Raw genomic sequence first — 22,272 nt, 5'->3', positions numbered from 1 at the left:
CCGTCAGGTCGCCGCGGACGACCGCCGGGTGATCGAGCTGCGCGTGACCGGCTCGGCCGCCGACCGGGCGATCAGCCGGCGGACCAGGGTGGTGCGGGCGTGCGCGTACTGCTCGCCACCCCGGCGCACGCGGGGCTGCGCCGCGTCGACGCGTCTCATGGTGTCCTGCACGGCGTCGTCGCTGCGGTGCCAGTCGTGGAACCAGGCGTGGGCGAGGTGCCGGAGCCGCGGCATCGCCGTGGCGGCGAAGGCGTCGAACGCCGTCCCAACGGGTTCCGCGCCCACGTCCACCACCCCCTCCCACCGGCGTGCACGCCACAGGCTGGTCGCGGAGTTGCACCGCCTGCGGAGCGTGTGGATCGAAGGGTCGACGCCGCCCCGCGACGGGGACCTGCGACACCTGGTCGGAGCCGGGTGTCGGCGGAGGTCCTCTCGGACGGGCCCCCGCAGCCAGCGGGCGGCGACGACGTGACCCGTCGGGTGGACGAGGGGCACCTGTCTGGTGCTGAGGTCACGACCGGCCGCGTGAGAGGGTCGCGGCCGTGACGCACGGGGCGGTCGGTGAAGAGGAGGTGGTCCTGACGACGGCTCGACTGCAGCTCCGGCCCTGGCGCGTTGAGGAAGCCGGTGTGATCAGGCAGCTCTGGCGGGAGCGGGACACCCGCGTACCTCCGCATCGACGACTCGACGCGCACGGTCGCCCGACGCTCGGCGAGCTCGAACAGTGGGTCCGGGCTCAGCGACCGTCGACGCTCGGGTTCCTGGCCGTGCAGCGCGCGGTGGAGGGGGACGTCATCGGGAACTGCGGGCTGCTCGTCGGGGAGCAGGTGCCCGCGGGAGAACCCGAGATCGCCGTCGAGCTGCTCCGCGACGCCTGGCACCAGGGGTTCGCGACGGAAGCCGTGTCGGCGGTCCTGGACTGGGCCGGGGCATCCGGGCACCGGCGCGTGTGGGCGACCGTCCGGGAGTGGAACTCGGCGTCCCGTCGGGTCCTGGCGAAGGTCGGGTTCGAGGAGACGGGACGTCGCGAGGCCGATGGGGTGCACGGCGACACCGTCTTCCTGCGGTGCACCCTCTGATCCGTCGGCGCGGACGCGGCCGGAACCCCGCCGGTTGTGGCCGAACAAGGCTGGGTGAGGAGTTCTCGCCTCAGCCCGGCTCCTCCCCGGTGACGCCGTCCGCCCGCTCCGCAGGAGGTGCAGGTGACCGAGGTGGCGAGCGGTCTCCTCGATCAGGTGCGGCAGAGTCCAGCGCAACGACTTCCCCTCCGGAAGGACACGACGTCCAGGGACGCCGCGGCGCTCGTCAGGACGGGGGCGGGAGGCGCGTCGGCATTCGACGCAGGCCCCCGCACGCAGGTCGCCGCGTCGGCCCCGACCGGGTACCCCGGTCGCGGCGCTCGCGGAACGACTACCGTCTGACGTCGACCAGACCGCACCCGGAGGCCCCGAGATGACGACCACGCTGATCGACGCCCTGACCGCCCGGGCCATCGTCGCCTACGAACTCCAGGACACCTCGGTGCTCCCCGGTCTGCGCTCTCTCGGTGCGGCGATGGCCCTGCACGGCATCGCCGAGAACGGGGGCCTGGTCGGCGGAGCGATCGAGAACCTGTTCTTCGGCGAGAACCTGACGTCGGTCGACGACGCGGTCGCGGGCTACCGGTGGCTCGGCCTGGCCGACGTCGCCGCGCTGGTCGCTCGCGCGCGCGAGGAGTACCTGCGGTTCCGCCCCACGGGCCGCGAGGAGCTCTCCGACGACGACGAGCGCCTGTGGGAGCAGCTCGACGCGTCGTTCGTCGAGATCGCTCCCCTCGAGAGGGTGGAGGCGGCGGTGTCCGCCCGCCTGGCAGCGATCGCCCCGGAACTCCTGCCGTCCTGACCGCCTGTCGCCGGGTGGCCTGCGCGCGGGCACTCCCTCGCCGGACCTCGGCACCGGTGATCGCCGGCCGACGGGATGGTGCGCGCGGAGTCAGCCGTACTGGTGCAGCACCGGGTCCGTCGGCGTGCAGCCGGCCCAGTCCACGTCGTCCAGCGTGTCCGACGACGGGGGTTCGTCCACCATGCCGCCTCCCTCCACGGTCTCACCGAGCTTGCCCCGGAGGTTGCCGGACCGGTCGCGGACCTCTCCGGCGGCGACGTCGTAGCTGCTCCCCTCCGGCCACACGACCAGGGACCCGTTCGAGAGCAGGCACCAGGGTTCGGTGGGGCTCTCCGGCACCGTCAGGGTGATCGAGCCCGCGTTGCCGGGGACGGACCGGTGCCGGGTGCCGTCCGTGACGAGTCGTGTGCCGTCGTCGTCGGCGGTGGAGCAGGCGGCGAGCAGCAGGGCCGCGCCTGTCGCGGTCAGGACGGCTCGCCTCACGTCGCACCTCCGGTGGGAGCTCTGCTCCCCGCTGGGACGGGTGCACCGGGTGGTCGGTTCCACGTGCGTGCCCGCGGCGTCAGAGCTGTCGCCGGTAGCCCGCTTCGACCAGGACCGCGCCGTCGCGGTGGTGGCGCTTCGTGCGGCCGTCGGGGTGCCAGCCGCAGCGTCGGTAGAAGCGCTGAGCCCGGTCGTTGGCCGCGAGGACCCAGAGCGTCGCGTCGGTGAACCCTTCGCCGGCCAGGAGCCCGGTCGCGGCGTCCAGCAGGGAACGACCGTGACCGCCGGCCCAGGAGGCGGGGTGCACGTAGAGGGAGAAGACCTCGCCCGTGGTGCCGGCTGCCCCCTCGTCGCGGCTGGGGCCGCACCGCACGAAACCCGTGACGTCGCCGGCAGCGTCCTCACCGGCCTCCACGGCGACGAGGCAGTGGTTTGGGGAGAGCAGGGGCAGCGCCGTGCGCCAGCGCTCGACGGCGGTGTCGAGGGTCATGGTGGCCAGCAGGCTGTCGGGGACGATGCCGGGGTAGGCGGCGTGCCACGTCTCCACGTGGATGCGGGCGAGGTCGCCCGCGTCGTCTCGGGTGGCGGCGCGGACCAGGGGCACGGGCGCGAGGGTAGTGCGGTCCGACCGGACCTCTCGTCTCGAGACCGGGGCGTGTCGGACCCGTCCGCCACCATCACCGCATGACCTCCGCCGCGCCCGCCCGTCCCCCGGCCACGCCCGGCCTCACCGGGGCGGAACTCCTCCGCTGGTACTGGCTGAAGGAGGAGCTGCTGACGCTCGCCCGCACGATGGGTGTCGCCACCGGCGGGGGCAAGCAGGAACTCACGGCGAGGCTCGTCGCCGCCCTCGACGGCCGCCCCGTCCCGGCGCCCGCTGCTCGCTCCCCCCGCCGCCCCGCGGCCCTCGTCGAGCCGCTGACCGCGGAGACGGTCATCCTCCCGGGGCAGCGGTGCACCCAGCAGGTGCGGGCCTGGTTCACCGCTCAGGTGGGCACGGCGTTCCGCTTCGACGGTCCGGTCCGCGCCGCCGTGGCCGCCGGCGGGACCCTCGGTGAGGTGCTCGAGGTCTGGCGGACGACGCGCCAGCGGCCGGCCGGGGAGATCGGTGCGCAGTTCGAGCTCAACCGGTTCCTCCGCGCCTGGCGCGCCGACCACCCCGGCGGCAGCCACCGCGAGGCGCTCGACGCCTGGGCGGCCCACAGGGCCCTCCCGCGGGAAGCTCGGGCGCTGCACGAGGGCCAGGACACCGGTGAACACGTCTGAGCCGCACGTGGTCCCCGCCGGCCGCTCGGCTCGCCTCGGTGGCGACGGGCACGAAGCCCGCGGGTGGCTCGAGGCCTGTCTCAACGGCGCCCGTCGTCCGCACGAGCACCGCGCGCTGCCGGTGACGCCTGCGCAGCTGGCCGCCGACGTGACCGCGGTGGCGGCGGCCGGCGCCCGTGCCGTGCACCTGCACGTCAAGGACGCCGACGGCGCCGACACCTTCGACGGCGCGGCGCTCGCGGCGGTGCTGACCGCCGTGGCGGCGGCGGCGCCGGGCGTGCCGATCGGGGTGACCACCGGAGCCTGGGCGCTGCCCGATCCGGCCGAGCGGATCGCGGCGATCAGGCGGTGGCCGGTCCTGCCGGCCTTCGCGTCCGTCAACTGGCACGAGGACGGGGCGGACGCGGTCGCGGCGGCCCTGCTGGAACGGGGAGTCGGAGTCGAGGCCGGCCTGTGGCACGACGCGGCCGTCGACGCGTGGGTGGCGTCGCCGCACCGGCACCGGTGTGTGCGGGTGCTGCTGGAACTGCCCGACGGCCCGGACGCGGCCGCGACGCGAGGCGAGGCCTCCCGGCTCGTGCACCGGGTGTGCGCAGGTGGCGGCGTCGGCGTCGGCGTCCTGCTGCACGGCGAGGGGTCCAGTGCCTGGCCGGCGCTGCGCTGCGCGGGCCGGTGGGGGCTGGCCACCCGCATCGGGCTCGAGGACACCCTCGTGCTGCCGGACTCCTCGCCGGCCCCGGACAACGCCGCCCTCGTCCGGGCCGCTCGCGCACTGCTGCCCGCAGCGGCAGCAGGCGACGCGGGGGGACCGCCCTGACGTCGATCTTGTCGCGACCACGAGAACCCTGCAGGCTGTGGAACCCGTCCGCTCGGAGGAACCCATGGGCAAGCTGATCTACGCGGCCAACACCTCGCTCGACGGCTACCTCGAGGACGAGGACGGTTCCTTCGACTGGTCGGAGCCCGACGACGAGGTCCACGCCTTCTGGAACGAGCGGGAGCGGAACGTCGGCACGTCGCTCTACGGGCGGCGCATGTACGAGACCATGCGCGTCTGGGAGGACGACGACTGGTTGGCGGCCGCCCCGGCCGTCGTCCGCGAGTACGCCGGCATCTGGCGCGACGCCGACAAGGTCGTCTACTCCTCGACGCTCGAGGAGGTGGCGACGGCAAGGACGAGGATCGAGCGGGAGTTCCACCCCGACGCGGTGCGACGGCTCAAGGAGGCGTCCGGCACCGACCTGAGCGTCGGGGGCGCGACCCTCGCCGCCGCCGCGTTCCGCCACGGCCTGGTCGACGAGTGCCTCCTCGTCGTCCACCCCGTCGTGATCGGCGGCGGCAAGGCCGCCCTCCCGGCAGGTGTGCGCCTCGGCCTCGACCTGGTGGACGTCCAGCGGTTCCGCGGAGGTGCGGTCCTCCTGCGCCACGCGGTCCGGCCGCGGCACTGACCGGGTCGCACGTGACCCCGCGGTCCGCGGCGGAACGCGGTCTTCTCCCGTCCGGAGTCGTCTGCCACGCTGACCGTCATGACCCAGCAGGTGGACGCCTTCGGTGTCGTGGTGCAGCGCGGTGCGGTCTGGGGAGCCCTGGTGGGCGGGGTGCTCGCCGGGTCGTGGAGCGGTTCCGCGGTGAGCGGTGAGGACGCCCTCGCGATCGTGGCGGTGTTCGTGGTCCTCGGAGCGCTCGCCGGATCAGGGGGAGGGGTCGCCTGCGGCACGCTCGCCGCGCTGGTCCACCAGGCGGCGGAGCGCCACGGTGCGGCACAGGCCTGGTGGGTCGCGGCCGCGGGAGCGCTCATCACCGGCCTGCTCGCCGCGGTGGGTCTCGCAGCGTGGCCGGTGGTGGTCGAAGGGGCCGTGGCCCCGGGCTGGCAGCTGGCCGGGACCCTGGTGTGCGCCGTCGTCGCGGCGTGGCAGGTCCGGCGCGTGCAGCGTCGCCGGCGTCCGGCGCAGCTGGGCGGCGGTCCGCGTCAGGGAAGGCTGGTCGGCACCTCCTGACGCGGCGCGACCCGGCCGCGGACAGGCGCCGTCAGCAGCACAGCGACCTCGACGGCGCTGAGCAGCGGGGGCAGGACGAGCTGCCACTGGAGGAGCGCCGTCGGTGGCAGGAGGAAGACCGCGCCGGCCAGCCCCAGAACCGTGCCGAGGACGGACAGGGCGAGCAGGACCCGCCAGGCCGTCCGTCCCCCTCCGGCGATCCGGTGCAGCAACCACAGGCCGAGGAGCAGCCACGCGGCCGCCGACGGCAGCCTCGCGGTCCCCGCACCGACGGAGATGATCGCGAGCAGGACCTCGCAGACCGCGACGACGAGGAGTCGCCGACCGACCGGGTGCTTCCCCCACTCCTGGAGTGACGTCACGCGCTGACGACAGGCGTCAGCGTCACGGGACGCGCCCGGTTCCCGTCGACGCGCACGTCCGTGGTGAGCAGGCGCTCCGCGACGTCGAGGGCGGCTCGGCTCACCGCGGCGGCCTCGGCTCCGTGCCTCATCAGGGCCACCGCGATGCCGGTCCCGGGTTGCCGCACGGTCTTCGCCGTCCAGCCCGGCCAGTCCCCGCCGTGGGTGAACTGCGTGCCCCGCGGGTGGACCCGGGCCGTGGTGCCCCAGGCGTAGGGGACCGTAGCCCCGTCGCGCAGCAGCCCTGGCCGGAGCATCGACCGCGTCAGGTCGGCGCCGAGCGTCTCGTCGTCGAGGGCGATGAGCCAGCGCAGGAGGTCGTCGGTGCTGAGCCACAGCCCGCCGTCGCCCGTCGTGGCCGGCGGGCGGGGCCGGCCGGGGGCGGTGGCCGGCGCCGGGCCACCCCACCGAGCGCTGGTGAGGCCCAGCGGCTCGAACAGCCAGGCGCGGGCCAGCGTCTCCAGGCCGGTGCCGCTGACGCGCCTCAGCACCTCGGCCAGCAGGACGTAGCCGGTGTTGCTGTACGAGAAACCCCGCCCCGGAGGCTGCTGCGGCCGGTCGATCAGCGTCAGCGCGTCCAGGACGCGCTCGTCGTCCAGCTCGCCCTCCGCGCATCCGGCGGCCGCCGTCACCGCCTCCGTCGTCGGCAGTCCGGCGGTGTGGTGGACGAGGTCGTGGACGGTGACGTCCGCGGCCCACGCGGGCAGACGGGGGAGCACGGAACGCACGCCGGTGTCCTCGCGCACGAGCCCGTCCAGCACGGCGCGGGCGAGGAGGGCCGCGGTGAACTGCTTGGCCACGGACGCGGCGTACTGGACGTCGGCCGTGGTCACGGCCCGCCCGTCCGCGCTGCTGCCGCGGGCCCAGGTCCGGACCGCCCCCCGGGCGTCCCGGACGCTGAGGGCGGCCGGGGCGTCGAGGAGGTGCAGCGCCTGCGGCCACTCCTCCGGAGGTAGCGCGGCGGTGTGCTGCTCACGGCTCACGCGCCCATCCTGGCCCGCCAGCCCGAGCGGAGCGCCGTGACCGGCCCGGCGGCGAGGTGCCTCGTCCGCGGGGGTGCGCATGCTGAGGGCATGCACCCTGAGCTGGAGTCAGCGCTCGGTCCGCTCCTGCCGGACCTCAAGACGCCCAGCGGCGTCCTGCCGACGATCGTCGACGAGGGCTGGCAGCAGTACCCGGCGACCGCGAGCTGCTGGCTGCGCGGCCCGGACGAGACGGCCACGGGAGTGTTCGTCCAGACCGGCCGGCCGTTCACGGAGCAGGTCGTCGCCCTCGCCGATCAGGTGCAGGAGTGGGCGGTGGAGGCGTTGTGGAGGCTCGGCCGGTCCGCGTCCTGGCCGGCGTGCCCGTACCACCCCGACCGCCACCCCCTGCTCGCGGGCCAGAGAGCTGCGCAGGCGGTGTGGACGTGCCCCGTCTCGGACGTCCGGGTCAGCGCGATCGGAGCCCTGGCGGACGTGTGTCTCCGCGAGCGGCAGATCCGACGTCCCTCGTGACCCGGCCGGTCGACCACCGCGGTGCACGGCCGACACGGTGACACCGCTCCCTGCCCCGTCGCCCGGGGAGAACGGCCGAGCGGCCTCCGGTGCCACCCGGGATTCCTCGTGGCGTCGTGGTGGACGGGTCGACGGCGCGCGTCGCGGCGGCCTATGGTGGCCGGGCAGCGTCGACGGGAGTGACGCCCCTGAGCTGCGACGACTGGTCCCCGTGACGGACCGACGAGGCCGGCCCGGTTCGGGGCGGTGAAGGTGTGGTGGCACCGCGAGCAACCCGATCGCCCACACCTCCGGGGTAGGAGTCTCCTGGAGGTGCTGTCGTGGAACGAACGCTCGGAAACACCCTCGCCACCCGCTGCGGTGAGCGAGTCCGGCTCGAGGGCTGGGTCCACCGTCGCCGACGTCTGGCCTCCGTCACGTTCCTCGTGCTGCGCGACCGCAGCGGACTGTCCCAGGTGGTCGTCAGCGACGACGCCGTGCGGGCGGTCGTCGACGGGCTCCCCGAGGAGACCGTGGTGCGCGTGGAGGGGACGGTCGCCGAGAACGCCCAGGCCCCAGGCGGAGCGGAGGTGGTGCGCCCCCTCGTCACGGCCCTCGGCGGTCCGGCGGCCACCCCACCGGTGGAGATCTGGCGGCCCCACCTGGAGGCGGGACTCCCGACGCTGCTGGACCACGCGCCGGTCACCTGGCGGCACCCGGAGCGCCGTGCCGTCTGGACGCTGGCGGCCGCGTCGTTGCGCGGTTTCCGGGCCACGCTGGACGCGGCCGGGTTCACGGAGATCGCCACCCCGAAGTTCACGGCGACCGCCACGGAGTCGGGAGCGAACGTGTTCGCGGTCGACTACTTCGGCCGGCCCGCCTACCTCGCGCAGTCACCGCAGTTCTTCAAGCAGATGATGGTGGGCGCCTTCGAGCGGGTGTACGAGACCGGGCCGGTGTTCCGGGCCGAACCGCACGACACCGTCCGCCACCTCGCGCAGTACACGTCGCTCGACGTGGAACTCGGGTTCATCGCCGACCACCGCGACGTGCTCGCCGTCCTGCGCGAGGTCCTCGCCGGGATGGTCGCAGCCGTCGCCGGGGCGCAGGACGCGGTGCACGCCACGGGCGCCGACCTCCCGGTCGTCCCCGCGGAGATCCCCGTGATCCACTTCCGCGACGCGCTTGCCCTCGTCGGCGCGGCGCCCGACGAACCGGACCTCGACCCCGGGCACGAGCGGGAGCTGTCGCGCTGGGCCCTGCGCGAGCACGGCAGCGACTTCCTCGCGGTGGAGGGGTACCCGGCGGTCAAGCGGCCGTTCTACACCCACCCGCAGCCGGACGACGGCCGGTGGACGAACTCCTTCGACCTGCTGTTCCGGGGGCTGGAACTCGTCACGGGCGGGCAGCGCCGGCACGAGCACGCCGACATCGTCGAGGCCCTCGCCCGGCGGGGGGAGGACCCGGCGCCGTACGAGGCCTACCTCAGCGCCTTCCGGCACGGCATGCCGCCGCACGGCGGGTTCGCGCTCGGCCTGGAACGCTGGATCGCCCGGTTGACCGGTCTCGACAACGTCCGCCGCAGCACTCTCTTCCCGCGGGACCTGCACCGGCTGACTCCGTGACCGGTCAGAAGGCGTAGCGCACCGTCAGCCAGGGCGTCCGCTCGGCCATCAGGTCGAGCAGGCGCTGCACCCAGACCGCCTTCCACCGGGCGCGGTAGCGGACGTTCTCCATGCCGTTGCCGGAGCGCTTGGCCTCCTGCACGTCCGGGCGCCACAGCAGGTCCTCGCCCTTGGGGTGCCAGCCGAGGTTCACCTCGTGCAACCCCGCGTTGTGGGTCAGGAAGATGACCTCCGCGGCGGCCTGCGCCTTCGCCGCGGGGGAGAGCACGTCGTCCAGCTCCTCCAGCAGGGCCGCCCAGCCGTCCAGCCACCCCTCGTGCACGATGACCGGGGACAGGTTCAGGTGCACCTCGTAGCCCGCCGCGACGAAGTCGTCGACGGCCGCGATGCGCTCGGGCACCGGGTCGGTGCGCACGTCCACCACCCTGGCCACGGCGGGCGGCATCACCGAGAACCGCACGCGGGTGCGGCCCCGCGGGTCGTAGGTCAGCAGGTCGCGGTTCACGTGCTTGGTCGCGAAGCTCGCCTTCGCGGTCGGCAGGTCCGCGAACGCCGTCACGAGGTCACGCACGTTGTCGCTGACCCGGGCGTCCACCGACGCGTCGGAGTTCTCGCCGATGTCGTAGACCCACGCCGCCGGGTCGCACTGGTCCGGGCCGGGTTTCGTCCCCTGGCGCGCGACGTGCCGCTGCAGGTATCCGACGACCTGGTCGATGTTGGCGTACACCGTGATCGGGTTGGCGTAGCCCTTGTGCCGCGGCACGTAGCAGTACGCGCAGGCCATGGCGCAGCCGTTCGCGGTCGACGGCGCGATCCAGTTCGCGGACCGCTCGTTGCGCCGTGCCGTCAGCGTCTTGCGGACCCCGAGAGCGAGGACCTCGGTCTTGGTGCGCACCCACCGGGCCACGTTGGCCTCGTCGCCGTGGACGGTGGGGATGCGCTGCACCGTCGGCACCTCGACCACCTGCGCCCCGGGCCAGCGCGCCACCACCTCCCGGCCACGGGGCAGGGCCAGCGCGGCCGGTTCCGCGTAGATGGTGCGCACCTCGAGCAGGGACCGGCGGCCGCGCTCGGGTGCGCCGGCCGGACCGCGGCCGTCCGTCACGCCGCCCCTGCGCCCGGTGCTCGAGTCGGCGGAACCACGTCCCCCAGCCTACGGGGGCTGCGGACCCGCGCGACCGCGGCGGGCGCCGACCCAGGGCCGCCCGGCCGCGGCGGTCAGGAGGACGGCGGCCGGCCGGGGAGGAGTCGCCGGGCGCTGCGCAGGTGGGCGGCGCCGTCGTCGTCCGCCCCCAGCGCCAGGGCGTGCAGCCCGGTGGACATCCGCTCCAGGAAGCCCCACTCCCAGATGGCCACCGGGTCCAGCGCCGTCTCCGCGGCGAGCAGCCGGCAGCGGCCGGCGAGCAGTGCGACGGGGTCCGCAGCGGCCAGGAGCGCCCGGCACCCGTCCCGCAGGGCGACGCCGGGGTCGTAGGCGGGGTCGCCGAGGAACCCGTCGGGGTCCAGCAGGACGACGCCGTCCACCGCGCCGGGGCGGGGCGCAAGGACCCGCGCGGCGTTCGCGGTGGCCGCGTCCCCGTGCACGACGACGCAGGCACCCGCGTCGACCAGCGGGGCGAACGCGGCGGAACGCCCCGCCGCGCAGTCCAGCGCGTGCTCGAGCACCGGCCGCGGGACCGGCGGCCGCAGCCGGTGCCACAGCTCGCCGACCAGCGCGGCCAGCTCGGCGGCCTTGTCCGTCGGCTGCTGACCCGCGTGTGGCGGCACGCGCCACGCCCGGCGGAGGCAGCGGGCCAGGACGCCCAGCTGGGCGCCCGGGGGGAGGTCCGTCGCGGGCAGCGACGGTCCCAGTGCCTCGAGCAGCGCGGCGTCGTGCTCCGGTGCGTGCGCCAGCAGCCGCACGTACCCGTCGCCCGCGGCGGCGGTCAGGGTGCGCGCCTGGAGCGCGAACCCCGTGCCGGGCACCGCGACCTTCACCACGGCGTGCCCGCCGTCGGCGGTGCGGGCGCGGGCGACGAAGGAGGCCGTCCCGCCCGGGAGGGCCTCGGTGACGGTCACCGCCCACGCGCGCTCGAGCCCGGCGAGGACGTCCGGCAGCCGCTCCGCCCAGCCCCGCCCTCCCGGGGCCGCGGCGGCACGGGCGCGCACGACCGGGGCGACGTCGCACGGGATCACGCGGCACCCCCGCTGCGTCCCCGGTCGGTGGTTCCCGGCACCCGTCCTGTGTAGCGGGCACCCGGCTGCGCGGCCACGGGGTTTCCGTCGCGGGCCGCGTGTCGGCGGGGGACCGGTCGTCCCGGCGCGCGGCCGTCGGGGACGATGCCTGCGTGGACCTCCCCGCGGCACGGCAGCTGGTCCCGGCGGGGCTGCAGGAGAGTCCCGTGCTGGCGGACGAGTCCGGGCAGCGCTGGCTCGACGACCTGCCCGCACAGCTCGTGGACCGGTGCCGGCGCTGGTCGCTGCTGCCCGACGACCGCGTCCCCGTCCGGCACGGGGCGCACGCCCTCGTCGTCCCGGTGACGCGGTGGGGGCGCGACTGCGTGCTGAAGGTGTCGCACCGCGGGCTCGAGCCGGCGGGGGAGGTCCTGGCCCTGCGGACGTGGGACGGGCAGGGCGCCGTGCAGCTGCTGGAGGCCGACGAGGGTGGCGACGTGCTGCTGCTGGAACGCCTGGACGCGGCCGCGACGCTGGGGCACTGCCCGCCCGGGCAGGTGGGGCCCGTGGCCGGCCGGCTGATCCGCCGGCTCTCCGTGCCGGCCCCGGCCGGCCTGACGACGGCGCGGGCGCAGGCGGGGGCGATCGCCGCGACGATCGCGCGGCCGGTGCGCCACGGGGACCCGCTGCCGGTGCGGTGGGTGCGGACCGCGGGCGAGCTGGCCGAGGAGCTGCGGCACGACGACGCGCCGGAGGTGCTGGTGCACGCCGACCTCACGACCGCCAACGTGCTGCGGCGCATCGCCGGAGAGTGGGTGGCCATCGACCCGCAGCCGCTGGCGGGCCCCCCGGAGCGCTCGGTGCCGGAGCTGCTGCTCACGGCGGTGGACGCGTGCGCCGGGGACGCGTGCACCGGGGACGCGGGGCTGCACCGGCTCCTGGCGGACGTGGTCGCCGCCGGTGGCCTCGACGCCGAGCGCGCCCGGGCCTGGGTCGTCGTGCGCGCGGTCGACTACTGGACCTGGGCCGTCGGCGCCGGGCTGACCCTGGACCCGCAGCGGTGCCGGCGGCTCCTCGCGGCCTTCGCCTGACCCCGCGTGCCCGCCCCGGGGCCGGGACGTCCGCGGTGGTCGGAGCTGCCCCGGCCACCGCGGACGTGGGCGTCAGACCCGGTGCACCTGGACGACGGAGGGCCGCGGCTGGCCCGTGCCGTCGTAGGGGAACGTCGACTTCGGGGTGTCCACGCTGGCGCCCTCGAGCTCCCCCGGGTGCTGCACGGCCACGAACACGGTGCCGTCGGCGGCGATCACCGGGCCGCACGTCTCGGCGCCCGCGGGGACCGACAGGAACTGCCGCACGAGGCCCCGCTGCGGGCCGTCCACGGCGACCTCGTAGAGGCCGTCGTTGGCGCCGAGGGTGTTGCCGTCCGTGGAGATCCACAGGTTCCCGACGGCGTCGAAGGCGACGTTGTCCGGGCAGGAGATCGGGGAGACCAGCGAGCGGTCGACGTCGCCGAAGTAGGTGGTCTCCTCGGCCGGGTCGCCGCAGACCAGGACCAGGTTCCACCGGAACCGCGTGGCCGCGGCGTCGTCGCGGTCCTCCGTGATCTCGACGACGTGGCCGTCCTTGTTCTCCGGGCGCGGGTTCGCCTCGTCCACGGCGACCTCGTCGGGGGTGCCGCGACGGGTGTTGTTGGTGCACGCGACGTACACGCGGCCGTTGACCGGGTTGCGCTGCACGTCCTCGGGGCGGTCCATGGGCGTCGCGCCCACGGCGTCGGCGGCCAGCCGGGTCTGGACGAGGACCTGCTCGACGGAGAACCCCGGGACGCGCGAGGCGCCGCCGGTGAGCAGCGGCACCCAGCGGCCGGTGCCGTCGTACCGGCCGTCCTCGGTGCCGTCACCGGTGAAGACCGCGACGTAGAGGTCGCCGTCCTCCAGCAGCCGCATGTTGTGCTTGCGGTCGCCCTCGCGGTAGCTGCGCCGGGAGACGAACTTGTAGACGTAGTCGAAGCGCTCGTCGTCGCCCATGTAGGCCACGGCGCGGCCGTCGGCGGCGAGCGAGATGGTCGCGCCCTCGTGCTTGAGACGGCCCAGCGCGGTGTGCTTGCGCGGGGTCGAGGACGGGTCGTAGGGGTCCAGCTCCACGACGTAGCCGAAGCGGTTCGGCTCCTGCGGCTCCTGCGCGACGTCGAACCGGCCGTCGACGACGTCCCAGCCCCGGCCCTCGCCGCCCATCCCGTAGCGCGCGGCGGCGTCGTCGACCGGCTCCTCCGGGGCGCGGAAGTACCCGTTGAAGTTCTCCTCGCCGCTCAGCACGGTCCCCCACGGGGTGGTCCCGCCGGCGCAGTTGCCGAAGGTGCCGAGGACGGTGCGACCCTTCGGGTCCCCTCCGGTCCGCACGAGGCGCGAGCCGGCGGCGCGGCCCGTGAGCTCCATCGGGGTCGTGGCGGTGATCCGGCGGTTGTACTCGCTGCCGCGCACGTAGGCCCACGGCGCGTCCGCGCCGGCCCGGCGCAGCTCCACGACCGACATGCCCTGCGCGGCCATCGCGATGCGCAGCTGGTCGTCGGTCGGCCCGTCCTGCTCGGCCCACCCGCGGAACATCAGCTCCTCGTTGGTGTACTCGTTGTTGCAGACCAGGAGAGCGCGGTTCGGGTCGCCCGCCAGCGGCAGGACGTCGGTGTAGTCGTTGTTGTAGCCGAACTGCCCGGCCTGGGCCTCGGGGGTCTGGGCGTCGACGTCGAACTCCGGCGCCCCGGCGACGATCGGGTCGCCCCACGAGATGACCGTGCTCCACGCGAAGCCGGCCGGCACGTCGAAGGAGTCCGCGTCGCCCGGCACCGGGGCGATGGGGGAGAAGTCGATCTGGTGGCCCGGGTCGAACGCGGCGGCGAGCGGGTTCCGCCCGCCGCGGCCCGCGGCGACGGCCTGCGGGGCCTGGGCCGTGGCGACGCCGGCCACCCCCAGCCCGACCAGCCCGGCGAGCACCCCGCGGCGCGAGACGGCGGAGCGCACGACGTCGCGGAAGGTCGGCGTCGCGGTCGGGTTGGCGACCGGCTTCGCGCACGAGGTGGCGCAGCGGTAGTGGCAGGTCATCGGGCTGCGCCGGCCGGCCGGGGCGTAGGGCAGCAGCTCGAGGGTGGGGTGGCAGGCGTCCGTCGTCACGGGGTTCTCTCCTCGGGCGGGGCGTCCGGCCGGGGGCGCCGGCCACCGGTCGCCGTGCGGCGGCCGTGCGGGCGGAACGCTAGGAGGCTGAGCGCGGGCTGAGGAGGCCGCTCGGTGTCCGTCAGGTGAACCGTGGGCGATCGCTTGCGAGCAAGGTGTGGCTCACCTTGCCTGTGCGGCAGCGCTTCGTGCGGCAGGATCGGGTCATGACCGCGAACGTCGACACCCCGAGCCCCGGTGGGCTGCCCGCCGACCACCCGCTCGCCGCGCCCAGCCCGCTGCCGTTCGCGCTGCCCCCCTTCGACCGGCTGCGCACGGCCGACCTGCTGCCCGCCTTCGAGGCGGGCGCGGCGCAGCACCTCGCCGAGCTCGACGACCTGCTGGGCCGGGAACTGCCCGCGGCGCAGTTCCTCGACGCGCTGGAGTCGGCGGGGCAGCTGCTGGGGCGCGTGGCGTCGGTGTTCTTCAACCTCGTCGGCACCGAGGCCGACGACGAGCTGCGCGCGCTGCACGCCGAGGTGGCCCCGCGCCTCGCCGCGCACTCCGACGCCGTTCGCCTGGACCCGCGCCTGGTGGAGCGGTTGCGGCGCCTGGCCGAGGAGCCGCCCGCCGACCTGGACCCCGAGGCGCTGCGCCTGCTGGAGCGCTACCACCGCGACGCCGTGCGCGCGGGGGCGCTGCTCGGCCCGGCCGAGCAGGACCGGCTGAAGGAGCTCAACGCCGAGCTGTCGGCGCTGACCACGGCGTTCGACGACGCGCTGCTCGCCGACACCAACGACCTGGCGGTCCACGTCGCCGACGCCGACGACCTGGAGGGGCTGTCGCCCGCCGAGGTGGCGCGGGCCCGGGCGGCCGCGCAGGCCCGCGACCTCGACGGGTTCCTCGTGCCGCTCGTGCTGCCGACGGGGCAGCCGGTCCTGGAGTCGTTGCGGCGCAGAGCCACCCGCGAGCGCGTGCACGCGGCCTCGGTGGCCCGCGGCGGCCGCAGCGGCCCCCACGACACCCGTCCGCTGCTCCTGCGGATCGTCGAGCGCCGGGCCGAGCGGGCGCAGCTGCTCGGGTTCGCCGACCACGCGAGCTGGGTGGTCGCCGACGAGACGGCCGGTGACGTCGAGGCCGCCGCGGGGATGCTGCGCCGGCTCGCCCCGGCGGCCGTCGAGAACGCCCGCCGCGAGGCGGCCGAGCTGGAGGAGCTCCTCGTCGCCGACGGCGAGGCGGCGCCGCTGCGCGCGTGGGACTGGGCGCACTACGCCGAACGCCTGCGGCAGCAGCGCTTCGCCGTGGACGCCGAGGCCCTGCGGCCCTGGTTCGAGCTGGAGCGCGTCCTCGTCGACGGGGTGTTCGGCACCGCCACCGCCCTGTACGGCCTGGAGTTCTCCGAGCGTCACGACCTGCCCGTCTACAACCCGCAGGTCCGGACGTTCGAGGTCTCCGACGCCGACGGCCCGCTGGGGCTGTACCTGTTCGACCCCTACGCGCGGGACTCCAAGCGGGGCGGGGCCTGGATGAGCTCCTTCGTCGACCAGTCGCGGCTGCTGGGCACGCGGCCCGTCGTCGTGAACTGCCTCAACGTCCCCCGGCCGGCTCCGGGGGACCCGACGCTGCTGACCGTCGACGAGGTCGAGACGCTGTTCCACGAGTTCGGGCACACGCTGCACGGGCTGCTGTCCGACGTGCGCTACCCGACGTTCTCCGGCACCAGCGTGCCCCGCGACTTCGTCGAGTTCCCCTCGCAGGTCAACGAGTTCTGGGCGTTCGAGCCGGACGTGCTGGCGCGCTACGCCCGCCACCACGAGACGGGCGAGGTCCTGCCCGCCGCGGCGGTCGAGGGGCTGCTGGCCGCGCGCCGCTACGGCCAGGGGTTCGGGACGACGGAGTACCTCGCGGCGGCCCTGCTCGACACGGCCTGGCACCGGGTCGCACCGGGGCGGTTCACCGACGCGGCGCCCGAGGTGGTGGGGGAGTTCGAGGCGGCCGCGCTCGCGGAGGCCGGCGTGGACCTCGACGCGGTGCCGCCGCGCTACCGCAGCACCTACTTCCACCACGTCTTCGGTGGTGGCTACGCGGCGGCCTACTACTCCTACGTGTGGAGCGAGGTGCTCGACGCGGACACCGTGGAGTGGTTCGCCGAGAACGGCGGCCTGCGCCGGGAGAACGGCGAGCACTTCCGGCGCACGCTGCTCTCGCGCGGCGGCAGCACCGACCCGCTGCAGGCGTACCGCGACTTCCGCGGGCGCGACGCGCGCATCGAGCCGCTGCTGCGCCGGCGGGGGCTCAGCGGCTCGTGAGGACCGGCGTGGCGGGGCGTGCGGCGGCGTCGGCCGCGAGCCACCAGGTGCGCAGCTGCGCGGGCGGCAGCGGACGCGACCACAGGTAGCCCTGGCCCACCGTGCACCCGAGGGCGCGCAGGACGTCGCGCTCCTCCGCCGTCTCGATGCCCTCGGCCACCGAGTCCAGGCCGAGGGCGTCGGCGAGGCTGAGCACGGTGCGGACCAGGGCGGGGTCGCCGCCGCGGCCGAGCGCGGTGACGAAGGAGCGGTCGACCTTCAGCACGTCCACGGGCAGGCGCTGCAGGTAGGACAGCGAGGAGTAGCCGGTGCCGAAGTCGTCCACGGCGACGCGCACGTCGAGCGTGCGCAGCGCGGCCAGGACCTCCTGCGCCGCACTGCCGTCGGCGACGACCACCGTCTCGGTGATCTCCAGGACGAGGGCGTGGCCCGGCAGCCGGTGGGTGCGCAGCAGCTCCTGCACCTCCCCGACCAGGCCGGGGACGAGCTGCGCCGAGGCGAGGTTCACGGCCACGGTCAGCGGCATCCCCTCGGCGCGCCACGCGGCCACCTGCCGGCAGGCCTCGCCGAGCACCCAGCGGCCCAGCGCGGTGATGTGCCCGCTCTGCTCCGCGATGCCGATGAAGCGGTCGGGGGCCAGCAGGCCGAGCCGCGGGTGCTGCCAGCGCACGAGCGCCTCGACGGCGGCCGGTGCCCCGTCGGACAGGCGCACCGTCGGCTGGTAGTGCAGGACGAGCTGACCACCGGGGACGGCGTCCGCGAGGTCGACCTCCAGCTCGAGGCGCTCCGCCCGAGCGCGTCGCACCGAGTCCTGGAAGGTCCGCACGGCCGGCCGGGAGGTCGCGGGGGCGGCCTTGGCCACGTACATGGCCGTGTCCGCGTCGCGCAGCAGCGTCTCCGCCGTCGTGCCGGCGTGACCGACCGCGGCGACGCCGATGCTGCAGCCGACCTCCAGCAGGTGGCCCTCGTGGACGACCGGTTCGCACAGGGCCGCGAGCACCCGGTGGGCGACCTCCTCGGCCGCAGGCACGTCGGCGTCCTCGAGCACGACCGCGAACTCGTCGCCGCCGAGGCGGGCGGCCGTGTCACCCGGGCGCAGGCAGTCGCGCAGCCGCGCCGCGCAGGCCTGCAGGACGGCGTCGCCCGCGCCGTGGCCGTAGCGGTCGTTGACGGCCTTGAAGCCGTCGAGGTCGAGGTAGAGCAGGGCGGCCCGGGGGCCGCCGCGCGCGTGCCCGGTCGCGGCCCGCTCGAGCCGGTCCAGGAACAGCGAGCGGTTGGGCAGCCGGGTCAGCTGGTCGTAGAAGGACTCCCGCAGGCTCTTCTCGGTGTAGGCGTCGGTCAGCGCGACGCTCGCGTGCTGCGTGAACGTCGTCAGCAGGGTCTCGGAGCGCTCCCCGGCGTGGGCGGGTGCGGCGGGCGAGCGCCGGTCGGCGCGGTCGAGCAGCACGAGGGCGCCCACGACCCGGCCGGAGGCGTGCACGGGCGCGGCCTCCCAGCGGCAGCCGCCGTCGGCCCCGCTCGCCCACGCCTGCGTGCTGACGGCCGTGCGCGCGTGCGCCAGCAGGTCCTCGCAGCCCGCGTGGCCCGCCGTGCCGCGGCGCGCGCCGACGCGCAGGCGGTCGCGGTGCAGCGGGTCCTCCAGCACGACCGCGGCCTCGAGGCCGCCGAGGACCCGCTGGGCCCCCTCGCACAGCAGGTCGAGGACCTCCTCCAGGGGCCGGCGGTGGGAGATGGCGCGCTGCAGCACCAGCAGGGTGCTCAGGAGGAGCTCCCGCTCGCGCAGCGTCGCCAGCAGCGCCTCGCGCTCGACCGCGAGGTCGTCGCTGCGCCGCCGCTGCGCCCGCTCGTCGGCGAAGGCCCGTGCCGTGCGCAGGGACTCCCCGAGCAGCCGGCCGGTGCCGAGGACGAGGAGCCGCTCGGCCGCCTCGAACCCGCCCTCGCCGGCGCGGGCGACGACGAGCTGCGTCCGGCCGAGACCGTCCGTGACCTCCCCGTCGGCGAGCCACGCGCCGGGCAGGCCCGGCAGGTCCACGGGCGTGCTGGCGGCGGTCGCGCCCGCGAGGGCGTGCACCAGCGCGGCGGCCAGGGGAGTGCCGGCCCGCACGCCGGCGCCGGCCAGGACGACGCCGTCGCGCACGACCGCCGCGACGTCGCCGTCGACGACGTCCGCCGCCCACTGCGCCGCGAGCGGGACCATGGCCTCGGCGGTCCCCGCGCGGCCCAGCACGGTGAGGAGCTCGACGAGCTGCAGGCCCTGGTGCACCGTGGCGTCCACGTCAGACCGCCAGCGCGACGACGGTCTGGTTGTGGCAGCCCGCGGCCCCCGAGACGCGGGCGACCTCGCCGACGCTGAAGGTGAGGGCGACGTCCTCGCCGCCCGTCGCGGTCCGCGCCGCGGCGACCTCCTCCCGGCGCCGGCCGTCGCCCAGCAGTCCGCGGCGCGCGACGCAGCTGAAGACGACCATGCCCTGCGCGGGGGCGCCGGCCAGCCCGTCCACGGCCTGCGTGCAGGCGGCCTGGGCCCCGGCGAGCATCGCGTCGTGGTCACCGCTCATGACGTGCACGGCGCTGCCCTGCGGCAGGGGGGACACGAAGGTCAGCGTCCGCGCGGCGAGGTCCGCCGACCAGAGCGTCCGGGCGACGTCGGCGCGGCGCCGGGACAGGCCCAGGGGGTGGGGGGCGCCCGCGGCGAGGAGCGTGGCGAGGTCGGGGTCGGCGGGCCCGGGGGGCAGCGCGCCCGCCGCCCGCAGGCGCTCGAGGTAGACGTCGAGGGCCGGCCGGCCGTCGAGGGAGTGCACCAGGGTGCCGTCCGAGGACGTCACGACCAGCGGGAGCCCGACGCGGGCCAGGCCGTGGGCGCACCCGACGCCGAGGGGGCGGTCGGAGGAGATCGCCGCGCCCACCAGACCGTCCTGCAGCACGTCGTCGCCGTGGAACTGCCACGTGCGGGCCCCGTCGATGTCGCCGTCGGAGCCGCCCCCGACGAGCGGGACGCCGGGCCCCAGGGCCGTGTAGGCGCGCTGGACGACGTCCTGCAGCCGCCCGTCGGTGCCGGAGCCCAGCAGCAGCAGGACGACGTGCTCCTTGTCGGGCCGCAGGGCCGCGGCCGCGACCTCGGTGCCGCGGCGGTCGGCGTCCGCGTCGGTGCTGGCGGCCGTGCGGACGCTGATCCCGGGGCCGCCGAGCGCGGTGACGACGATGTCGCTGGGGGCCGTGCCGGACCGCGCGAAGGCCGTCCCGGTGCTCGTGCCGACCACGGCGGCGTCCCCACCGGCGGCGCGGACGCCGGCGAGCACCGCGGTCAGGTCCAGCCGCCACGAGGCCATGACGACGAGCAGGTGCGCGGGGCGGCCCCGCAGGGCGTCCCGCGTCGCGGCGGCGGCGGCGGCGGCCGCGTCGACGCCGGCGTCGGCGCAGCCGACGGTGATCCAGCGTTCAGCGGCTATGCCTTCTCGGTCGACGCGTCGTGGCGTCGGGTTGAGCCCGTGGACACGTCCGGCGGAATGGTCGCGGCGAGGAGGCGGTTGCCGCCGGTCGTGAAGGCGATCAGCTACACCCGCACGGGTGCCCCCGACGTCCTGCAGCTCGTCGAGCGCGAGCGGCCCGAACCCGGCCCGGGGGAGGTGCGCGTGCGGATCGTCGTCGCGGGCGTGAACCCCACCGACTGGAAGTCGCGCCGCGGGGGGCCCGGCGCCCAGCCGATGGCGTTCCCCGAGGTGGTCCCCGGCCAGGACGGCGCGGGCGTGGTCGACGCGGTGGGACCGGGCGTCGAGGGCCTCACGGCCGGCGACCGCGTCTGGACCTTCCTCGCGGCGCACCAGCGCCCCACGGGCACCGCGCAGGAGTTCACCGTCCTGCCCGCCGAGCGGGTCGTCCTGCTGCCCCACCAGGCGTCCTTCGACGTGGGCGCGAGCCTCGGGGTCCCGGCCATGACGGCGCACCGCGCGCTCACGGTGGGCGAGGACGTCGGCGCCCGCCTCGCGCCCGGCTCGCTCGCGGGCGCCCACGTGCTCGTCTCCGGCGGTGCGGGCGCGGTCGGGCACGCGGCGATCCAGCTCGCCCGCTGGGCGGGGGCGACGGTCCTCACCACCGTCAGCGGTCCTGAGAAGGCGGCGCTGGCCACGGCCGCGGGCGCGCACCACGTCGTGAACTACCGCGAGCAGGACGTGGCCGAGGTGGTGCGCGGGCTCGTGCCCGACGGCGTCGACCTCGTCGTCGAGGTGGCGCTGGTGCCGAACGTCGCGATCGACCTCGCGGTGGTCCGGCCCCGCGCGACGATCGCCTCCTACGCCAACGACGGCGGCGACACGGTGACGCTGGACGTCCGCTCGAACATGGTGCTGAACACCCGCCTGCAGTTCGTGCTGCTCTACACCGTGGGGGGCGCGGCCCTCGCCGCGGCGGCCGAGGACGTCACGGCCGCCGTGCTCGACGGCGCCCTGCCCGTCGGCGCCGAGCACGGGTTGCCGCTGCACCGCTTCCCCTTGCAGCGCACCGCGGACGCCCACGCGGCCGTCGAGGAGGGCGCCGTCGGCAAGGTCCTCGTCGACGTCACCCCCGCCTGAGGTCCGCGCCCCACGGGCCCCGCCGCGCGCGTCACCGCGCCCGGTGGGGCACCCCGGGCCTCAGGCCTCGCCCATCACCAGGCCCTCGATCGTGTGCTTCTGGGTGATGGGGGTGAGTTCGTCGACCACGGGGCAGCGCAGGTGGGCGCGCACCCGCTCGGGCAGCCGCTCCCAGTACCCGCGCGTGACGGCCGTGTCGTGGTGCTCGGCGTTGCCCGCACCGGGCGCGTCGACGCCCAGGACGAGGACCGGCCGCGCCTTCTCGGAGAGGTTCCGCGTCCCGCGGTGGATGGTGAGGGCCGAGCGCGCCGAGACGTCGCCGCGCTGGGGGAACTTCCGCACGGCGCGCTCCTCGTAGCGGGCGTACGCCGACTTCGGCGGGAACATCTCGTGGTCGAACTCCCGGCCGTCGTCGAACTGCGTGCCCAGCGCGATCTCGAAGGGGCCCATGTCCTCCTCGGTGTCCACGCACGTCAGGTTGAACGCCAGTGACGTGAGCCGGCCGTCGCGGCGGGTCTCCTCCGGTGCGGGGAAGTCGCGGTGCCACGGCTGGTTCACCGCGCCCGCGAACGGGATGTCGAAGCCGAGCTCGACGATCTCGTAGTCCTCGCCGAGCACCGCGGTGCACACCTGGCGCACCCACGGGTGGTCGACGAGGTCGACGAACCCGCGCAGCTGCTCGGGGTGGATCTCGACGTAGTAGCGGTTCGGGCCGCGGCCCACGGCGCCGTCGGGGCGGGAGCGCGCCTCGGCGAAGGCCGCCTCGACGTCCTCGCGGACCGTGTCGACCCACGCGGGCGAGAAGGCGCCCCGGCACGCCACGATCCCGTCGCGGTGCAGCGTCGCCACGAGGTCGTCGGTGGTGGGGACGGGCGTCGGGGTGCTCGTCGTCATGAGGGGCCTCCTCGTCGAGGATCGGGACGCCCGTCATGCTGCCCCTCCCCGTGCAACGTTGCAAGGGGGGGGGCAG

The 22,272-nt window shown here is 75.9% G+C and carries 22 protein-coding genes and 1 pseudogene; 11 read left to right on the top strand and 12 right to left on the bottom strand.

Translation table 11 applies throughout. The annotated features are described in order from the left end of the window. Positions 1 to 3: 3 nt before the first annotated feature. Positions 4 to 291 (bottom strand): hypothetical protein, encoded by a 288-nt coding sequence (locus tag GTR02_RS05065; RefSeq protein WP_205708661.1) that lies wholly within the window; start codon positions 289 to 291, stop codon positions 4 to 6. A 251-nt stretch (positions 292 to 542) separates the two neighbouring features. Between GTR02_RS05065 and GTR02_RS05060 the strand changes: the two genes are divergently transcribed. Continuing rightward, positions 543 to 1,079 (top strand): GNAT family N-acetyltransferase, encoded by a 537-nt coding sequence (locus tag GTR02_RS05060; RefSeq protein ID WP_338073590.1) that lies wholly within the window; start codon positions 543 to 545, stop codon positions 1,077 to 1,079. 168 nt (positions 1,080 to 1,247) lie between these two features. Here the strand turns inward: GTR02_RS05060 and GTR02_RS24900 are convergent. Then, positions 1,248 to 1,493 (bottom strand): annotated as a pseudogene (locus tag GTR02_RS24900) (hypothetical protein); the annotation flags it as partial. Here GTR02_RS24900 and GTR02_RS05050 point away from each other — a divergent pair. Further along, positions 1,453 to 1,881: a DMP19 family protein gene (locus GTR02_RS05050; RefSeq protein WP_166606381.1), complete on the top strand. Its 429-nt coding sequence runs from the start codon at positions 1,453 to 1,455 to the stop codon at positions 1,879 to 1,881. The pseudogene GTR02_RS24900 and the gene GTR02_RS05050 overlap by 41 nt on opposite strands. Before the next feature lie 90 nt (positions 1,882 to 1,971). Here GTR02_RS05050 and GTR02_RS05045 read toward each other — a convergent pair whose 3' ends face one another. Both GTR02_RS05045 and GTR02_RS05040 read right to left on the bottom strand, forming a co-directional pair. Continuing rightward, on the bottom strand, positions 1,972 to 2,364 hold the full coding sequence (locus GTR02_RS05045; protein ID WP_166606380.1) for a hypothetical protein: 393 nt from the start codon (positions 2,362 to 2,364) through the stop codon (positions 1,972 to 1,974). 79 nt (positions 2,365 to 2,443) lie between these two features. Continuing rightward, positions 2,444 to 2,968, bottom strand: a complete 525-nt coding sequence (locus GTR02_RS05040) for a GNAT family N-acetyltransferase (protein ID WP_166606379.1) — start codon at positions 2,966 to 2,968, stop codon at positions 2,444 to 2,446. A gap of 80 nt (positions 2,969 to 3,048) precedes the next feature. On the opposite strand from GTR02_RS05040, the gene GTR02_RS05035 reads away from it, so the two are divergent. From GTR02_RS05035 to GTR02_RS05020, 4 genes are all read left to right on the top strand, one after another. Next, positions 3,049 to 3,630, top strand: coding sequence for a DUF6434 domain-containing protein (locus tag GTR02_RS05035; RefSeq protein WP_166606378.1), 582 nt, complete (start codon positions 3,049 to 3,051; stop codon positions 3,628 to 3,630). Positions 3,631 to 3,637: 7 nt separating this feature from the next. Next, positions 3,638 to 4,447, top strand: coding sequence for a 3-keto-5-aminohexanoate cleavage protein (locus GTR02_RS05030; RefSeq protein WP_166606392.1), 810 nt, complete (start codon positions 3,638 to 3,640; stop codon positions 4,445 to 4,447). 64 nt (positions 4,448 to 4,511) lie between these two features. Further along, the gene (locus GTR02_RS05025; protein ID WP_166606391.1) at positions 4,512 to 5,078 is read left to right on the top strand and encodes a dihydrofolate reductase family protein; all 567 of its coding nucleotides are present in this window, start codon (positions 4,512 to 4,514) and stop codon (positions 5,076 to 5,078) included. A gap of 78 nt (positions 5,079 to 5,156) precedes the next feature. Further along, the gene (locus GTR02_RS05020) at positions 5,157 to 5,627 is read left to right on the top strand and encodes a hypothetical protein (protein WP_166606377.1); all 471 of its coding nucleotides are present in this window, start codon (positions 5,157 to 5,159) and stop codon (positions 5,625 to 5,627) included. Here the strand turns inward: GTR02_RS05020 and GTR02_RS05015 are convergent. Further along, on the bottom strand, positions 5,600 to 5,989 hold the full coding sequence (locus GTR02_RS05015) for a hypothetical protein (RefSeq protein ID WP_166606376.1): 390 nt from the start codon (positions 5,987 to 5,989) through the stop codon (positions 5,600 to 5,602). The two genes, GTR02_RS05020 and GTR02_RS05015, sit on opposite strands and share 28 nt — an antisense overlap. Next, the gene (locus GTR02_RS05010; RefSeq protein WP_166606375.1) at positions 5,986 to 7,011 is read right to left on the bottom strand and encodes a serine hydrolase; all 1,026 of its coding nucleotides are present in this window, start codon (positions 7,009 to 7,011) and stop codon (positions 5,986 to 5,988) included. Before GTR02_RS05010 ends, GTR02_RS05015 begins: the two co-directional genes overlap by 4 nt. Before the next feature lie 90 nt (positions 7,012 to 7,101). Here GTR02_RS05010 and GTR02_RS05005 point away from each other — a divergent pair, with 90 nt between their 5' ends. After that, positions 7,102 to 7,524: a hypothetical protein gene (locus GTR02_RS05005; RefSeq protein ID WP_166606367.1), complete on the top strand. Its 423-nt coding sequence runs from the start codon at positions 7,102 to 7,104 to the stop codon at positions 7,522 to 7,524. 320 nt (positions 7,525 to 7,844) lie between these two features. After that, the gene (gene aspS, locus GTR02_RS05000; protein WP_166606374.1) at positions 7,845 to 9,128 is read left to right on the top strand and encodes an aspartate--tRNA(Asn) ligase; all 1,284 of its coding nucleotides are present in this window, start codon (positions 7,845 to 7,847) and stop codon (positions 9,126 to 9,128) included. A gap of 4 nt (positions 9,129 to 9,132) precedes the next feature. Here aspS and GTR02_RS04995 read toward each other — a convergent pair whose 3' ends face one another. Further along, on the bottom strand, positions 9,133 to 10,233 hold the full coding sequence (locus GTR02_RS04995) for a spore photoproduct lyase family protein (protein WP_338073588.1): 1,101 nt from the start codon (positions 10,231 to 10,233) through the stop codon (positions 9,133 to 9,135). Between the two features lie 113 nt (positions 10,234 to 10,346). Further along, positions 10,347 to 11,303, bottom strand: coding sequence for an aminoglycoside phosphotransferase family protein (locus GTR02_RS04990; RefSeq protein WP_166606373.1), 957 nt, complete (start codon positions 11,301 to 11,303; stop codon positions 10,347 to 10,349). 152 nt (positions 11,304 to 11,455) lie between these two features. On the opposite strand from GTR02_RS04990, the gene GTR02_RS04985 reads away from it, so the two are divergent. Continuing rightward, the gene (locus tag GTR02_RS04985) at positions 11,456 to 12,373 is read left to right on the top strand and encodes an aminoglycoside phosphotransferase family protein (protein WP_166606372.1); all 918 of its coding nucleotides are present in this window, start codon (positions 11,456 to 11,458) and stop codon (positions 12,371 to 12,373) included. Between the two features lie 72 nt (positions 12,374 to 12,445). Here the strand turns inward: GTR02_RS04985 and GTR02_RS04980 are convergent, their stop codons facing one another. Continuing rightward, the gene (locus GTR02_RS04980; protein ID WP_338073587.1) at positions 12,446 to 14,449 is read right to left on the bottom strand and encodes a PhoX family protein; all 2,004 of its coding nucleotides are present in this window, start codon (positions 14,447 to 14,449) and stop codon (positions 12,446 to 12,448) included. Positions 14,450 to 14,655: 206 nt separating this feature from the next. Here GTR02_RS04980 and GTR02_RS04975 point away from each other — a divergent pair, with 206 nt between their 5' ends. Continuing rightward, positions 14,656 to 16,737, top strand: a complete 2,082-nt coding sequence (locus GTR02_RS04975; protein WP_166606371.1) for a M3 family metallopeptidase — start codon at positions 14,656 to 14,658, stop codon at positions 16,735 to 16,737. On the opposite strand, the gene GTR02_RS04970 is transcribed toward GTR02_RS04975, so the two are convergent. Together GTR02_RS04970 and GTR02_RS04965 are read right to left on the bottom strand one after the other, a co-directional pair. Continuing rightward, the gene (locus GTR02_RS04970; RefSeq protein ID WP_166606370.1) at positions 16,724 to 19,012 is read right to left on the bottom strand and encodes an EAL domain-containing protein; all 2,289 of its coding nucleotides are present in this window, start codon (positions 19,010 to 19,012) and stop codon (positions 16,724 to 16,726) included. The genes GTR02_RS04975 and GTR02_RS04970 overlap by 14 nt on opposite strands. 1 nt (position 19,013) lies before the next feature. Continuing rightward, entirely contained in the window at positions 19,014 to 20,063 is a 1,050-nt protein-coding gene (locus GTR02_RS04965; RefSeq protein WP_166606369.1) for an FIST signal transduction protein, read from the bottom strand. A 210-nt stretch (positions 20,064 to 20,273) separates the two neighbouring features. Here GTR02_RS04965 and GTR02_RS04960 point away from each other — a divergent pair, with 210 nt between their 5' ends. Then, entirely contained in the window at positions 20,274 to 21,302 is a 1,029-nt protein-coding gene (locus GTR02_RS04960; RefSeq protein ID WP_166606388.1) for an NADPH:quinone reductase, read from the top strand. Positions 21,303 to 21,362: 60 nt separating this feature from the next. Here GTR02_RS04960 and GTR02_RS04955 read toward each other — a convergent pair whose 3' ends face one another. Further along, positions 21,363 to 22,196 (bottom strand): phytanoyl-CoA dioxygenase family protein, encoded by an 834-nt coding sequence (locus GTR02_RS04955; RefSeq protein ID WP_166606368.1) that lies wholly within the window; start codon positions 22,194 to 22,196, stop codon positions 21,363 to 21,365. Positions 22,197 to 22,272: the final 76 nt, after the last annotated feature.

The sequence above is a fragment of the Kineococcus siccus genome (assembly GCF_009906795.1).
Taxonomy (GTDB): domain Bacteria; phylum Actinomycetota; class Actinomycetes; order Actinomycetales; family Kineococcaceae; genus Kineococcus; species Kineococcus siccus.
The sequence above is the reverse complement of the archived record's forward strand: the minus strand, read 5'-3'. Positions and strand labels throughout refer to the sequence as shown.

What these genes read in the sequence shown, in the direction of transcription:
- GTR02_RS05025 (WP_166606391.1), top strand. Translation starts at nt 4,512, where the DNA reads ATGGGCAAGCTGATCTACGCGGCCAACACCTCGCTCGACGGCTACCTC.
- GTR02_RS04975 (WP_166606371.1), top strand. Translation starts at nt 14,656, where the DNA reads ATGACCGCGAACGTCGACACCCCGAGCCCCGGTGGGCTGCCCGCCGAC.
- GTR02_RS05020 (WP_166606377.1), top strand. Translation starts at nt 5,157, where the DNA reads ATGACCCAGCAGGTGGACGCCTTCGGTGTCGTGGTGCAGCGCGGTGCG.
- GTR02_RS05050 (WP_166606381.1), top strand. Translation starts at nt 1,453, where the DNA reads ATGACGACCACGCTGATCGACGCCCTGACCGCCCGGGCCATCGTCGCC.
- GTR02_RS05035 (WP_166606378.1), top strand. Translation starts at nt 3,049, where the DNA reads ATGACCTCCGCCGCGCCCGCCCGTCCCCCGGCCACGCCCGGCCTCACC.
- GTR02_RS04965 (WP_166606369.1), bottom strand. Translation starts at nt 20,063, where the DNA reads ATGGCCTCGTGGCGGCTGGACCTGACCGCGGTGCTCGCCGGCGTCCGC.
- GTR02_RS05005 (WP_166606367.1), top strand. Translation starts at nt 7,102, where the DNA reads ATGCACCCTGAGCTGGAGTCAGCGCTCGGTCCGCTCCTGCCGGACCTC.
- GTR02_RS04955 (WP_166606368.1), bottom strand. Translation starts at nt 22,196, where the DNA reads ATGACGACGAGCACCCCGACGCCCGTCCCCACCACCGACGACCTCGTG.